The organism is Alteromonas sp. S167, assembly GCF_036864375.1.
Taxonomy (GTDB): domain Bacteria; phylum Pseudomonadota; class Gammaproteobacteria; order Enterobacterales; family Alteromonadaceae; genus Alteromonas.
On record NZ_JAZETR010000001.1, the window covers coordinates 467,947 to 481,775 of the forward strand.

Annotated in this window: 12 protein-coding genes and 2 tRNA genes; 5 read left to right on the forward strand and 9 right to left on the reverse strand. The window is 43.5% G+C overall.

The window, feature by feature from the left end; translation table 11 throughout:
- Positions 1–57 precede the first annotated feature (57 nt).
- From V7R35_RS01980 to V7R35_RS02020, 9 genes are all read right to left on the reverse strand, one after another.
- Positions 58–771, reverse strand: coding sequence for an endonuclease III domain-containing protein (locus tag V7R35_RS01980; protein ID WP_334012970.1), 714 nt, complete (start codon positions 769–771; stop codon positions 58–60).
- A 103-nt stretch (positions 772–874) separates the two neighbouring features.
- Positions 875–1,567 carry an electron transport complex subunit E gene (locus V7R35_RS01985; protein ID WP_334012971.1) on the reverse strand — a complete coding sequence of 231 codons (693 nt, stop codon included), beginning with the start codon at positions 1,565–1,567 and terminating at the stop codon, positions 875–877.
- Positions 1,560–2,282: an electron transport complex subunit RsxG gene (gene rsxG, locus V7R35_RS01990; protein ID WP_334012972.1), complete on the reverse strand. Its 723-nt coding sequence runs from the start codon at positions 2,280–2,282 to the stop codon at positions 1,560–1,562. The genes V7R35_RS01985 and rsxG overlap by 8 nt, the downstream gene beginning before the upstream one ends.
- Complete coding sequence (gene rsxD / locus V7R35_RS01995) at positions 2,282–3,370, reverse strand: electron transport complex subunit RsxD (RefSeq protein ID WP_334012975.1); 1,089 nt, start codon at positions 3,368–3,370, stop codon at positions 2,282–2,284. Before rsxD ends, rsxG begins: the two co-directional genes overlap by 1 nt.
- Positions 3,367–5,769, reverse strand: a complete 2,403-nt coding sequence (rsxC, locus tag V7R35_RS02000) for an electron transport complex subunit RsxC (RefSeq protein ID WP_334013258.1) — start codon at positions 5,767–5,769, stop codon at positions 3,367–3,369. Before rsxC ends, rsxD begins: the two co-directional genes overlap by 4 nt.
- A 5-nt stretch (positions 5,770–5,774) precedes the next feature.
- The gene (rsxB, locus tag V7R35_RS02005) at positions 5,775–6,356 is read right to left on the reverse strand and encodes an electron transport complex subunit RsxB (RefSeq protein ID WP_334012976.1); all 582 of its coding nucleotides are present in this window, start codon (positions 6,354–6,356) and stop codon (positions 5,775–5,777) included.
- Positions 6,356–6,937, reverse strand: coding sequence for an electron transport complex subunit RsxA (gene rsxA / locus V7R35_RS02010; RefSeq protein ID WP_334012977.1), 582 nt, complete (start codon positions 6,935–6,937; stop codon positions 6,356–6,358). The genes rsxB and rsxA overlap by 1 nt, the downstream gene beginning before the upstream one ends.
- 190 nt (positions 6,938–7,127) lie before the next feature.
- A tRNA-Asn gene (locus V7R35_RS02015) sits at positions 7,128–7,204 on the reverse strand.
- Positions 7,205–7,231: 27 nt separating this feature from the next.
- Positions 7,232–7,308 (reverse strand) — tRNA-Asn (locus V7R35_RS02020).
- Between the two features lie 1,040 nt (positions 7,309–8,348).
- Between V7R35_RS02020 and V7R35_RS02025 the strand changes: the two genes are divergently transcribed.
- The 5 genes from V7R35_RS02025 to V7R35_RS02045 all read left to right on the forward strand — a co-directional run bounded on the left by V7R35_RS02025 (position 8,349) and on the right by V7R35_RS02045 (position 13,821).
- Positions 8,349–9,722: an MATE family efflux transporter gene (locus V7R35_RS02025; protein WP_438823440.1), complete on the forward strand. Its 1,374-nt coding sequence runs from the start codon at positions 8,349–8,351 to the stop codon at positions 9,720–9,722.
- A gap of 13 nt (positions 9,723–9,735) precedes the next feature.
- On the forward strand, positions 9,736–11,751 hold the full coding sequence (gene uvrB, locus V7R35_RS02030; RefSeq protein WP_334012978.1) for an excinuclease ABC subunit UvrB: 2,016 nt from the start codon (positions 9,736–9,738) through the stop codon (positions 11,749–11,751).
- Positions 11,752–12,004: 253 nt separating this feature from the next.
- Positions 12,005–12,931: a LysR family transcriptional regulator gene (locus V7R35_RS02035; protein WP_334012979.1), complete on the forward strand. Its 927-nt coding sequence runs from the start codon at positions 12,005–12,007 to the stop codon at positions 12,929–12,931.
- Positions 12,932–13,062: 131 nt separating this feature from the next.
- A complete protein-coding gene (locus tag V7R35_RS02040) occupies positions 13,063–13,440 on the forward strand; it encodes a hypothetical protein (RefSeq protein ID WP_334012980.1) in 378 nt (125 codons plus the stop codon).
- Positions 13,441–13,821, forward strand: a complete 381-nt coding sequence (locus V7R35_RS02045; protein WP_334012982.1) for a hypothetical protein — start codon at positions 13,441–13,443, stop codon at positions 13,819–13,821.
- The last annotated feature ends 8 nt before the right edge of the window (positions 13,822–13,829 follow it).

Here is a 13,829-nt window from a genome sequence, read left to right on the forward strand (position 1 = left end):
GGACTGAAATTTGTTAGAACGAATATATTTACTTTTTGCTGATTGTATTGTGAAAAACTACTTTCGCTTTTTCTTTAGTGCAGCTTTTGCTTTTTTCTCTTGCTCTTTAAGTACTTCATTAATGAAGCTTTTGCGTCCGTATTCGCGAGTTATTATGCACTTGTTTAAATCAAACCCTCGTGCAGGACAATATTCTCTACCATAAAAAATAATTTGTAGATGAAGGTCGTTCCATTTTTCACGCGGGAATAAACGTTTTGCGTCGCGTTCTGTTTGCTCTACGCTTTTGCCATTCGACAACCCCCAACGATACATCAGCCTATGTATATGCGTATCAACGGGGAATGCAGGTATGCCGAAACCTTGAGACATGACTACCGATGCAGTTTTATGACCAACAGCAGGCATAGCCTCTAACGCTGTAAAGTCTGCAGGCACTTCGCCATTGTGTTGCTTAATAATCATATCTGAAAGGTGCCAAATACCTTTAGATTTCATAGGTGATAACCCACAGGGGCGAATAATGTCTTGAATTTCTTCAATACTCATTTTCACCATGTCGAATGGATTGTCGGCACGAGCAAACAGCTTCGGCGTTATTTGGTTTACCCGTTCGTCAGTACATTGTGCTGAAAGCAAAACGGCGATAAGAAGCGTGTATGGATCGGTGTGATCTAACGGTACTGGCACCTCAGGGTAAAGTGATTCCAATATGTTAATTATCGCCTCTACTTTTTCTTGTTTTGAAATAGGCTTAACCAGGGTAGTCATTAATCACGTTCCGAATTTTTGTTTACTGTTTTAACGATGCTTAATACACAACTTATACGTTGATTTAGCGCTTTGAAATACGTTGCAGAATACATGCTAATGTTTAACTTTCTGCGGTAACTCTCACGCGCTCTGCTTTTACTGTGGTCACTTCTGCTTTTTTCGCAAGCTTCGCATCGATTATATTTTTTATGGCAATCAGTAAGCCCATGCCCAAAAATGCACCGGGCGGAAGAATTGCCAGCAAAAATGGCGCGTCGGTCTCAAATAACGTAATAGTCCAGTTTGTTGCAATGTCGCCAAATAACCGGTCTGCACCAGCAAACAATGTGCCTGCGCCTAATATTTCACGCATACCGCCTAACACCACTAATACTGCGGTAAAACCTAGGCCCATCATAACCCCATCATAAGCCGCAGCAAGAGGCGCGTTCTTCGATGCGAAAGCTTCAGCACGTCCAATAATGGCGCAGTTAGTAACAATAAGCGGGATGAAAATCCCTAATGCAAGATACAAGTCGTAGGTGTAGGCATTCATTAACAGCTGAACAATGGTTACAAATGATGCAATAATCATTACGAAAACAGGAATGCGTATCTCGTTTCTTACTATATTACGGACCAAAGACACGGTGACGTTACTTCCTACTAATACCAGCAATGTTGCAATACCCAAACCCAGTCCGTTAATGAAGGTGGCAGTAACAGCAAGAAGAGGGCATAGGCCTAACAGTTGAACAAGAGCAGGATTGTTCTTCCAAAGACCTTGTAAAGATAAGTCTCGAAAATCAGTCATCTTGCTCCCCTTCGTTGTTATTAATGGGTTGCTCGTCTGGTTCAATAACATCTGTATCAATCACATTTGCGGCTAGTTCTGCGTCGCCCGGTGCACATGCATTAGGTGCGTTGAACAGCTGTGCTTGATTGTCATTAGTGAAAGCCAGTGCTCGTTTCACTGCGCCCACTACCGCGCGAGGAGTAATGGTGGCACCCGTAAACTGGTCAAACTCACCGCCGTCTTTTTTAACTTGCCACTGCTTCGTATTGTCGCTGCTAAATGTGCGACCAGAGAATGATTTAATCCAGTCACTTATCGCCAATTCTACTTTATCACCAAGACCAGGGGTTTCTTTGTGATCAACTACACGCACGCCAAGCACGGTCATTGACGTGTCTACACCAATAACCATATCAATGTTCCCGCTATAGCCATCAGGTGCCGTGGCTTCCAATATTAGCGCGCTGGGTTTACCTTCAAGGCGTGCTCGATATACTTTGTGTGTAGATTGCTCCCCAAGCTCTGATGCTTCTATAAGTGCACAATCAGCGTACAAGGCATTATCGTGATAGCGTTTCGGTACTACCTCATTAAGCACGCTAAGCAGCTTTTGCTTACGCTGCTGTTCTATTTTTTCTTCTGTGCCAAAAAAAGTCAGTGCGATAAGTGCCGTGGTAACAACGGCAAACGCGCCTAGCATGGTACCGTTTTTAACTAAGCTTTCTTTCATCATTACGAACGGCCTCTCGCTTTACCTTTAACTGTTTTTCCATAAACGCGCGGACGAGTGTAATAGTCGATAAGTGGCACAGCCATATTCATTATTATGACGGCAAATGCAACGGCGTCTGGGTAAGCGCCAAACGTACGAATTATAACAATCCAAAAACCAATTGCAGCGCCAAAGATAATACGGCCTTTCGGTGTGGTCGACGCCGACACAGGGTCGGTGGCAATAAAAAACGCACCTACAATAACTGCACCGTTGAATAAATGGAAAAGCGGCGAAGCATAATAGTCTGCATTTATAAGGTGCATGAGAAGTGCACAAACAAACACGCTTACAATCATGCTACCTGGAATGTGCCAGCTAATAACTCTTGTTTTTACAAGGAACAAGCCGCCTAGCAAATATGCAAAGCTTACCCAACCCCAGCCTGCACCGACAGCGTCAAAGATACTACCTTCAAAAATAGGACTGTTTAAAGATTCACTGTATGTAACACCTTGCGTAAGGTCTGTTTTAAGGGTGTCTAATGGCGTTGCCATTGTTACGCCGTCAGCCACTGTTTTAAGTTGTGTTACATCATATCCGCTGGTGGTGAACCCGGTAAAAATCAGTGACAAAGCGTCAAAGAAAGTGGGTACTACCTCTGCATGTGTTGCAGGTGGAAGCCAAAGGCTCATCGCCGCAGGAAAAGAAATAAGCAGCACAACATAGGCAATCATCGCGGGGTTAAAGATGTTAAACCCTAGACCGCCGTATATTTGTTTCGCTACTGCTATTGCAAAGAAAACGCCGGTTACAGTCATCCACCAAGGTAACGTTGGGGGAATACTAATAGCAATCAATAAGCCTGTTAACACGGCGCTGTAGTCGGTAAGTGTTCGCTCGACAGGCTTATTTCGAAGCGCAAGAATAACGCCTTCGAAAATCAAAGCACTTGTTACAGCAATAAGTGATTGTATAAGTACACCCCAGCCAAAAAAGAATGACTGCGCTAGTATGCCGGGAACCATGGCGTAAATAACCAAGCGCATAACTTGGCCAGTATCGCGTTTAACCCGCTGATGAGGTGAACTAGACAGGCTTAATTTCATTCGGGTTTATTCTCTCTTTCTAACTCTGCTTTTGCTGCTTTTTTCGCTTTTGCTTTGGCGACGGCTGCTGCAATGCGTGCTTTCTTGGCATCATCAGCATCAGGTTTCACCGCACTTTCGTCTTTAGGCTCGTTGTTTTTAGAAGCAGAGACATTGTCTGTGGCATTGGTATTGTCGTCGCCAGTAGTCTGTTGTTGTGCGGCTTTTTTCGCTTTTGCTTTGGCGACGGCTGCTGCAACGCGTGCTTTCTTTGCATCATCAGCATCGGGCTTCACAGCACTTTCGTCCTTAGGCTCGTTGCTAAGAGAAGCTGTAGCATTTTCTATGACGTTGGTATTGTCGTCGCCAGACGTTTGTTGTTTTGCGGCCTTTTTCGCTTTTGCTTTGGCAACCGCAGCAGCAATGCGTGCTTTTTTCTCGTCATCCGCATTGATGCTTGCAGTACTATCGCCTTCGTTTTTATTATGCTGTGGCTGCGTTTTTTCAGGTGCGTCTGCTTGCTGAGCTGCTTTCTTAGCTTTTGCACGAGCAATAGCAGCGGCAACTTTTGCCTTCTTATCGTCCTGTTCACTAACCTGCCCAGGTGCTGTCGCAGCGTTCGATGTGTCGTTTGTATCAGTAGACGAATTACTCGCAGTAGCTTCAGATTGCTCAGACGATTTCTGAGCTTGAGCGGCTTTCTTAGCCTTTGCTCTGGCAATTGCCGCAGCTACCTGTGCTTTTTTATCATCAGCTGGTGTATTGCTTGTGTCTTGCGCGTTAATTGGTTCTGCGTTTTTGGCTTCGCCAGCATTTGCTTGCATCGCTGCCTTTTTCGCTTTAGCACGTGCAAGTGCGGCAGCTACTTTATCTTTTGCGTCACTCGGTGCCGGACTTGTCTGTTTCTCGTTCGTCGCGGCTTGCTCTTTGGCTTTATTCGCCGCTAGTCGCGCTTCTTTTGCTTTTCTGTGTTTTTCTTCACGCTCAAGTTTCTCGCGCTCTAGTCTTGCGTTGCGTGCTTCAAACCGCTGTTTCGCCTTTTCAGCTTTATTTTTCTCGTCACGCTGTAAACGAATTTCTGATTTTGCTTGGCGATAATAATGAACAAGTGGAATTTCGCTTGGGCACACATAGGCGCAAGCGCCACACTCAATACAGTCGAATAAGTCATATTCTTCTACTTTGTCATATTCTTTGGCTTTCGCATGCCAGAACATCTGCTGAGGTAACAATGAGGCTGGGCAAGCATCTGCACATGCGCTGCAGCGTATACATGCGCGTTCTGCGCTATCGTCTACAAGCTCTTTCTTAGCAGGCACCAGTAAACAGTTAGTGGTCTTTACCACTGGAATTGTGGCGTCAGACAGCGTAAAGCCCATCATGGGACCACCCATAATAACCTTTGGCGTTTTCTGTTTTTTGGTATTGTATTGCGCTTCTTCAAGTAAATGCGATACAGGCGTACCCAGCATAGCTTTGAAATTACGAGGCTTATTGACAGCTTCACCTGTAACGGTAACTATGCGTTCTATCAGAGGCTTACCGTGTAGAATGGCGTCAGCAATGGCGTAGCAAGTGCCTACATTAAACATCATCACGCCAACGTCTGCAGGTAAACCATTTCGTGGTACCTCGCGCCCAGTAAGCACTTGAATAAGCTGTTTTTCACCGCCCGCAGGATATTTTGTTTCAACGCTTACTACGCGATATTCTGCTTTGTCTTGGCACGCTATATTAAGTGCTTCTAGCGCCTCAGGCTTGTTATCTTCAACAGCTACAATAATGGCTTTGGGTTCGATGAGGTGCGTTAAGATATCTAGGCCTTGTCGAATTTGCCATGCATGCTCTCGCATTAACCTATCATCTGATGTGATGTAGGGTTCGCATTCAATGCCGTTTAATACTAGAAACTCAACCGGCTTCGATGTTGATGTTTTTATGTGAGTTGGAAAACCCGCGCCGCCCATACCAGAGATACCGGCTTGGCAGATTTTTGCTATGAGGTCGCTTTTATCTTGCTCTGTGTAATTTGTTGTAGGCTCAAGCGCACACCATGTGTCTTTTCCATCTGGCTTGATAGAAATACACATCTCGGTAAGACCGCTAGGGTGGGCAACCACATGCGGCGCTATAGCCACAACTTCGCCGGATGTAGGCGCATGAACTGGCACTGAAAAAGGCGATGAACTTTGCGACAGTATTTGCCCTTTTAAGACATGATCACCCACCTCAACACAACAAACACCGTCAGAGCCAATGTGTTGTCGTAATGGAATCACTAATAAAGCAGGAATTGACGGTGTAGCAATACTCTCTTTATTCGACAGTGATTTTTTATCGTCAGGGTGCACACCGCCAGGGAAGGAATATGTTTTCCCTGCATTTAGGTTCTCAATAATTGAATCAAAACTAGGATACATCACAATTACGACACCATTTTTACGGGGATATCGCCTTTAGGCGAATCTGAGAAGTCCCATTTCCACGTAGACGTAGTTTGGGTAATGGGTACCATATCAATACAGTCGACAGGGCAGGGGTCTACGCATAAGTCACACCCCGTGCATTCATCAGTAATTACAGTATGCATGTGTTTAGCGGCTCCCAATATAGCGTCAACTGGGCATGCTTGAATGCATTTTGTGCAGCCTATACATTCATCTTCGCGAATGAATGCCACTTTTTTAACGTCTTCTTCGCCATGAGCTGCATCAAGGGGCTTTGGTTCAACGCCCATCAGGTCTGCTAACTTTTTAATTGTTGCTTCACCACCAGGGGGGCACTTATTTATATCGTCACCTTCTGCGATAGCTTCTGCGTAAGGTTTGCAGCCAGGATAACCACATTGACCACATTGTGTCTGTGGAAGTACAGCATCAATTTGCTCAACAAGAGGGTCGCCTTCTACTTTAAAGCGAATGCTGGCATAGCCAAGCGCAAGCCCGAACGCTAAAGCAAGGGCACCAATGGCAATTACAGCAAATAATATTGCGCTAGAGATCGTCATTAGAATTTCACCAATCCACTAAAACCCATAAATGCCAAAGACATTAAACCGGCAGTAATCATTGCAATGGACGCGCCTTTGAAGGCTACGGGTACATCGGCAGCAGCAAGTCGTTCGCGCATTGCTGCAAACAATATAAGGACTAGAGAGAACCCTACCGCAGCGCCAAAGCCATATATTAGGCTTTGCATGAAGTTATGCTGTTCAGTTAGATTCAATAGGGCTACGCCTAAGACAGCACAGTTTGTGGTAATAAGAGGTAAAAATATCCCTAATAAACGATAAAGAGTAGGGCTAGTTTTATGCACTACCATTTCAGTGAACTGCACTACAACCGCGATAACTAATATGAAGGCAAGTGTTCTTAGGTATCCAATACCTAAAGGTGCAAGTAAATAAGTTTCAACTAGATAACTAGAAGCAGAGGCAAGCGTAAGCACAAAGGTTGTCGCCATCGACATACCCATAGCGGTTTCAAGTTTGCTTGAGACGCCCATAAAGGGGCATAAGCCAAGAAACTTAACCAGTACAAAGTTATTAACCAGTACTGTGCCTATCAATAACAGTAAAAATTCAGTCATGAATAACGCAATTCCTTCAAGGAATTTTGACGGACTACGCCCGTAATTAAAAAGAAAACCTATGTGGTCTATTATCCCTTTTTAGAACGGGTTTAACAACTTGATTGAATTAGGGTTATTTAATGTCTTAGCGTGCAGTTTGAAGATACTAAAGATGGATAGCAAGAAATGTGTATAGGAGCCAACTAAGTGGCTCCCCCTCCCCGACTCGAACGGGGGACCTGCGGATTAACAGTCCGTCGCTCTAACCAACTGAGCTAAGGGGGAATCGACACCTAAGTTGTTTGCTGAAGTTGGCTCCCCCTCCCCGACTCGAACGGGGGACCTGCGGATTAACAGTCCGTCGCTCTAACCAACTGAGCTAAGGGGGACCTGTGCTTCAACGGAGGCGAATATTAAAGACGTACTAGTAAACTGTCAACAAGATAAATGAAATAATTGTACTGACTGCGCAAAAAATAGCTTTTTACGTGTTTTGTGCTTAATTTGTCGCCAAAAGGCTGAAAGTAATGGTTAATATCTAATCATTATTGCGAAGTGGCGATGTTTATCTACTTATATTAGATGCGCAAAGTATGAAGTTACTGTTTTAAGCTATATATCTCCATATAAGTCCAGCCTATAACTAAATAGAATAAAAAAAAGCTTTTATACTGTTGTTATATACAGTTTTTAATATTACTGTAACCTGTACCTCGGCATTGAAAGGTTAGTCATCACTTACCAAAATATTTTGTACGAGGGCACAAAATGCCGCCAAATATGGTCTTGCGTTAGTTATCCACTAAATCTGTGGATAACTATGTTGATAGGTTTGATTAGCACAAAAGAATCTGCCGATCACATTGAATTTGATCTCGCAACATAACCATTGAAATAAACCAAAAAGTCTTTTTAAACATGGTTTTATATTGTTTTTGATGATCTTATTTAACGATCGGTATTGATCTATTGAACAATTTTTAGCTTGTGTGTTAATTCAACGAATGTTTAAAAGCTATCCAAGAAAATCCGCCATTAACTTCAGGGTGTTACAAATGGTTAACATTTTTGCGGGTTTCGTATACGTATCTTGTTGATAGTTTTTAATAGGATAAAAGCCGCTATCTGTTAATTTAAACTGTCATTTTACAGAAACGTAACTGTAATGTTTGAATTTTGAGCAAGACAGAAGGTGGCAACAAGAAAAAAGGTGTTTTAACTCACTTCGAACAGAATTAAGAGAAGTGTGGGCGTTAATACAAATGTACTAATGTTGTAGCGTCAGTGCTCCTATTTACTATTTCGTTTATCGATAAGTCGTAGCCAAGCCATGCTGTCTCTTTTACACTTATGCTCCTTGTTGAAATGTGCACGAGTGGCTTCCGCACTTTTCACGTTACTTATTCGATATCCACACACTGAGGTCTTAGTGACTAAACGCAATGTAACGCAACGTTCTTCCGACTTACTTGAGGGGAATATAAGCTCAACGCTCCGAAAAATGACCATCCCAATGATTTTGGGCATGGTTATGATGATGAGTTTCGGGTTAATTGATACGTTTTTTGTCAGTTTATTAGGTACTGACCAGCTTGCTGCTATTAGCTTTACCTTTCCCGTTACGTTTACCGTTATAAGCTTAAATATTGGCTTAGGGATCGGAACATCTGCAATTATAGGAAAGCTACAAGGTAGTAAAGCACTTACAAAGTCGAAGCTATATGCCTCAGGCTCACTTATGCTGTCGGTGATTTTGGTTGGTGCATTGGCGCTTATCGGATTATTTACCATCGAGCCTACTTTCACGTTACTTAATGCATCTCAGCAACTTATGCCTTATATATCGGATTACATGGGGCTTTGGTACTTATCGAGTATTTTTCTTGCCATGCCGATGGTGGGAAATAGTGTGTTAAGAGCCTGCGGTGACACACGAACACCAAGTATTGTTATGGCTACCGGTGGTGGATTGAATGCACTATTAGACCCTTTATTTATATTTGGGTTTGGACCTATTCCTGCCATGGGTATACAAGGTGCAGCACTTGCAACTTTTATTGCTTGGATAGTTGGCGCAATTTGGATTTTATATATCCTTGCGGTTAGAAAGAAACTAATGCTGCCGAGGCTACTTACAATGGCTGAGCTACGTGAAAGCAGTCGTGAGATATTAAAGATTGGTTTACCCGCAGCTGGAGCGAACATGTTAACGCCTATAGCCGGTGGCGTAATGACTGCGGTTGTCGCAAGCTACGGAGCAGAAGCTGTCGCAGCATGGGGCGTGGGTAACCGTATGGAATCTATCGCCAGTATTGTTGTGCTGGCACTTTCAATGACCTTGCCGCCTTTTATTAGCCAAAACATGGGCGCGGGTAATATTGAACGCGTAAAGCAGTCTTACACGTTAACGCTTAAGTTCGTACTTTTATGGCAGTTCATTATTTTCCTTGTTATGTGGGGATTGTCGTCATGGATTGCAGTGGCGTTTGCTAATGAAAAAGAGGTAAGCGAACTTATTCAACTATTTTTGATGATAGTGCCTTTAGGGTATGGCATGCAGGGAATCATCATTCTAACTAACTCTTCACTGAATGCGATGCATCGTCCTATGAGCGCGTTAGTGCTAAGTATCATCCGCTTATTCGTTTTCTTCGTACCAATCAGCATTGCTGGCAGCGTGCTCTTTGGTCTGAAAGGGCTGTTTGTCGGTAATGTTATTGCCAATATCGTTATGGCATGCATTTCATTCATTGTGTTTAAGAAAGCCGTTGCGCAGTTCGACTCCGAAGAAGTCAAAAGTTAATAAGGTAGTGTAAATGAGTAGAGGGTTTGAACTTCATTCGAAGTATAAACCGGCTGGTGATCAACCCGCCGCTATTGAAGCATTGGTAGATGGGTTAGACAGCGGTCTTGCAGGGCAGACGTTATTAGGTGTTACCGGTTCAGGTAAAACCTTTACGATGGCAAACGTAATTAAGGAAGTTCAGCGCCCAACGCTTATTCTTGCTCACAACAAAACACTGGCGGCTCAGCTTTACGGCGAAATGAAAGAGTTTTTCCCCAATAACGCTGTAGAGTATTTTGTTTCTTACTACGACTATTATCAACCCGAAGCTTATGTTCCAAGTACTGATACCTTTATAGAGAAAGATGCATCTATAAACGATCATATCGAGCAAATGCGTTTATCTGCTACCAAAGCACTAATGGAACGACGCGATGTTGTGATTGTGGCTAGTGTGTCGGCTATATACGGTCTTGGCGATCCAGAGTCTTACATGAAAATGTTGCTTCATTTGCGACAGGGCGACACAATGGATCAGCGGGATATTTTGCGAAGACTTGCTGAGCTTCAATATAAACGAAACGATCTTGCGTTTGAGCGAGGTACATTTAGAGTACGCGGCGACGTGATTGATATTTTTCCTGCCGATTCTGAGAAGCAAGCAGTTCGCGTTGAACTGTTCGACGACGAGATTGATAAAATTAGTCTGTTCGACCCACTAACCGGGGCAGTAGATAAATCGGTGATCCGCGCAACGGTCTTCCCTAAAACACACTACGTAACGCCGAGAGAAAAAATTCTTAATGCTATCGAGCATATAAAGGAAGAGCTTGGCGACAGAAAAAAACAACTTCAAGAGGCGAATAAGCTTATTGAAGAGCAGCGAATTTCACAGCGAACCCAATTTGATATAGAGATGATGATGGAGTTGGGATACTGCTCGGGGATCGAAAACTATTCTCGCTATCTGTCTGGTCGTGCTCCAGGTGAGCCGCCTCCAACGTTACTTGATTATTTTCCAGCTGACGGCTTGATGTTTATTGATGAGTCTCACGTTACTGTATCGCAGGTCGGTGCTATGTATCGTGGCGATAGGTCGAGGAAAGAAACCCTGGTTGAATTTGGTTTTAGATTGCCATCGGCGTTAGACAACAGACCACTGAAGTTTGAAGAGTTTGAGCAAATATGTCCGCAAACTATATATGTGTCGGCGACGCCGGGTGACTACGAACTTAAGAAGACGGAGGGCGAAATAGTAGAGCAAGTTGTTCGCCCTACAGGGTTACTAGATCCAGTAATTGAAGTAAGGCCAGTTGCAACGCAGGTTGACGACGTGCTCTCTGAGATTAAAAAGCGTGTTGAGCTGGATGAGCGGGTGCTTATAACAACGCTCACAAAACGCATGGCTGAAGATTTAAGTGAATACTTGAATGAACACGGCGTTAAAGTGCGTTATCTACATTCCGATATCGACACCGTTGAACGCATTGAAATAATCCGCGACCTTCGTTTAGGTAAATTTGATGTATTGGTTGGCATCAACTTATTGCGGGAAGGTTTGGACATGCCTGAAGTTTCACTTGTCGCTATTTTAGACGCTGACAAGGAAGGTTTCTTACGTGCAGAGCGCTCACTTATTCAGACCATTGGTCGTGCGGCGCGTCACGTGAACGGTAAAGCAATTTTGTACGCCGACAGCATTACCAAGTCAATGAAAAAGGCCATGGATGAAACCGAGCGTCGTCGCGAAAAGCAAATGGCGCATAATGAGGCAAATGGTATAACGCCAATGCGTCTTAATAAGCCTATCACGGATATAATGGACTTAGGCGATAGCGCCCATCCAGCCTCGGGTAAAGTGAAGCTGCGCAAAGTAGAAGAGAAGAAGAAACAGCAAAAAGCAGCAAGCGCAACTGAGTTGATGGACCAAATTGCCGAATTAGAAAAGCAAATGTTCGAATACGCTCGTGAACTTGAATTTGAAAAAGCGGCATCAATGCGTGACGACATTGAAGCATTACGAAAACAAGTCGTCACGCTATCGTAGTATTACCTGAAGAATAAAACGTCATGTAATACAATAAAAGCCTCACACGGAACTGCTGTTGATAGCAGTACAGTGTGAGGCTTTTTTGTTGATTTTAGTTTCGTATTCAGCTGAATAACAAAAAAATTCAATTTTCACCGCTTTCCATGGTGCTTTTGAGTCGAAAACCAATAAATTGTCGTTGTAATACAACAGCGAGTTTCATATAGTCTACGTTGAGTATCAATAACTATACCTATAAACAGGTGCTAACATGCTAAATCGTCTTCAGGAGTCGGATATAAAGCTACTGCGTGTGTTTTACGCTGTAGCAAGCTGCAATGGATTTACTGCGGCAGAACCCGTGTTGCGCATGCAACGCCCCAATATCAGTGCAGCTATCAAGAAACTCGAAGAACGCCTAGATTTAGTGCTTTGTCATCGCGGCCGAGGTGGTTTTCAGATGACCAAAGAAGGCGAAGTGGTTTTTCAAGAAACTAAACGTATTTTCAACGCCTTCGATAATTTCGTATTTAACTTAAAGTCGCTTCACGATGATTACTCAGGCCATATAACGTTAGTACTTATGGCTGGCCTTCCACTGTCGATGCACCTTGCTGTAAGTAAAGCGGTTAAAAGCACGATGAAAAAGTTTGACGACATTCACGTCAATATTCAAACACGCTTGTACAATGAAGTGGAGCATGTTGCGTTGTCTGGTGAATGTCACTTAGTCGTATCGACCTATGATATGGTAAAGCCAGAGTCTGTGACTTTCCATCCTATCGGTATTGAAACCAAAGGACGCTTGTATTGTGCACCAACGCACCCGCTAGCGAAATACAGAGATAGCGACTTACCTGATGGCGTGAACATTGAAGATTATCCTGCCATCGGTATTTCTGGCCTTTCATCGGCTAATTATATTGAAGACGAGTCGCGACTTTCTATTCAAACGTTTTCTGATTCATTCGATGCTGCAATGTCAGCAATTATGACAGGTGAATATGTAGGGTTGCTGCCAGACTATATGGCTAAAGAGCAGGGGGCGGCGTTGGGTTTAGTACCTATCGCTAAAGGGAGCCTATTCAACTTCGGTCATGAACTGTTTGTGATGAACGGCAAAAACACGCGCCTTAACCCAGTATTACGTCACTGCATTAAAGAGCTAACGTATTTTATTGCTGAAAGTCAGAAGTAATAAATACATACAAACGCACAAACCCGATTGCAGAGTTTAAAGCTCTGTCATCGGGTTTTTCTTTTAACGCTTTTTGCTTTCAACATACTGACAACTATGCGTATATTTCACGCCTTTAAGCTTCGAACACGATGAAAGATATTAGCGTATTTTTCACTGTGAAGTTCATGGCGTTCTCGGTGGGCCTAATAAGTTGCTTTTTGCTTCACCAAACCTTCTCTTTACCTAGTGTGCTGAGCGCGGCTATTATTGGCTTTGCCGGTAGCTTTATTCCAAAGTACCAATTTGTAAATTCCCATCCTCGTACTGCTGTTTATGCTGGAGCCTTTGCGGGCATGTGTACATCTGAAGTTATCCAAAACGTCAATGAGCTGCTTTTTGTCAGTGCTATGGGGGCATTGCTTTACACAGCTATGAGGCAACACCTAAATGGCGTTGGAGGTAAACTAGGCGCAATAGCATTTAGCGCAGTTGCCTTGCTTTTACTGTTAAAAGGTGTGGTGAGTTAAATGTTGGTTTTGCTTTCAGCGATCTGTGGCGCACTTATTACTTTCCATTTATCAAGTAACAAAAAGTGTGATTCAGTAAGAGCGAGTAGTGGTTCAAGTTTACTGTTTTATATCGCTGTTTGGTGGTTTTGTGGCGCGGTAGAAGCCAATCTTTATGGAGCAGTATTTTTTGGTGGAAGCTTTGTAGGAATGAGTTCGCCAGTGCGGTTGTCTATTACTGGCGTTGTTGGCGCATCAACATTATTTGCAGGCTTATTTGTTACTGTGCTGCCACATCTTGACGGGGTAGGAGGCGCATTGGGTGTATGTGCTTTTGTCTGCGTCTCGATAGTAAGCTGCTTGAGTTACTGCTTTAACTACTTTTTCAAACGTAACAGTTGAAAAGCGTC

Excerpts from the sequence above, each read along its gene's own strand:
- V7R35_RS02040 (WP_334012980.1), top strand. The coding sequence starts at position 13,063 with ATGAAAGATATTAGCGTATTTTTCACTGTGAAGTTCATGGCGTTCTCG.
- V7R35_RS02045 (WP_334012982.1), top strand. The coding sequence starts at position 13,441 with ATGTTGGTTTTGCTTTCAGCGATCTGTGGCGCACTTATTACTTTCCAT.
- V7R35_RS02035 (WP_334012979.1), top strand. The coding sequence starts at position 12,005 with ATGCTAAATCGTCTTCAGGAGTCGGATATAAAGCTACTGCGTGTGTTT.
- rsxG (WP_334012972.1), bottom strand. The coding sequence starts at position 2,282 with ATGATGAAAGAAAGCTTAGTTAAAAACGGTACCATGCTAGGCGCGTTT.
- rsxC (WP_334013258.1), bottom strand. The coding sequence starts at position 5,769 with ATGTATCCTAGTTTTGATTCAATTATTGAGAACCTAAATGCAGGGAAA.
- rsxD (WP_334012975.1), bottom strand. The coding sequence starts at position 3,370 with ATGAAATTAAGCCTGTCTAGTTCACCTCATCAGCGGGTTAAACGCGAT.
- V7R35_RS01985 (WP_334012971.1), bottom strand. The coding sequence starts at position 1,567 with ATGACTGATTTTCGAGACTTATCTTTACAAGGTCTTTGGAAGAACAAT.
- uvrB (WP_334012978.1), top strand. The coding sequence starts at position 9,736 with ATGAGTAGAGGGTTTGAACTTCATTCGAAGTATAAACCGGCTGGTGAT.
- rsxA (WP_334012977.1), bottom strand. The coding sequence starts at position 6,937 with ATGACTGAATTTTTACTGTTATTGATAGGCACAGTACTGGTTAATAAC.
- rsxB (WP_334012976.1), bottom strand. The coding sequence starts at position 6,356 with ATGACGATCTCTAGCGCAATATTATTTGCTGTAATTGCCATTGGTGCC.
- V7R35_RS01980 (WP_334012970.1), bottom strand. The coding sequence starts at position 771 with ATGACTACCCTGGTTAAGCCTATTTCAAAACAAGAAAAAGTAGAGGCG.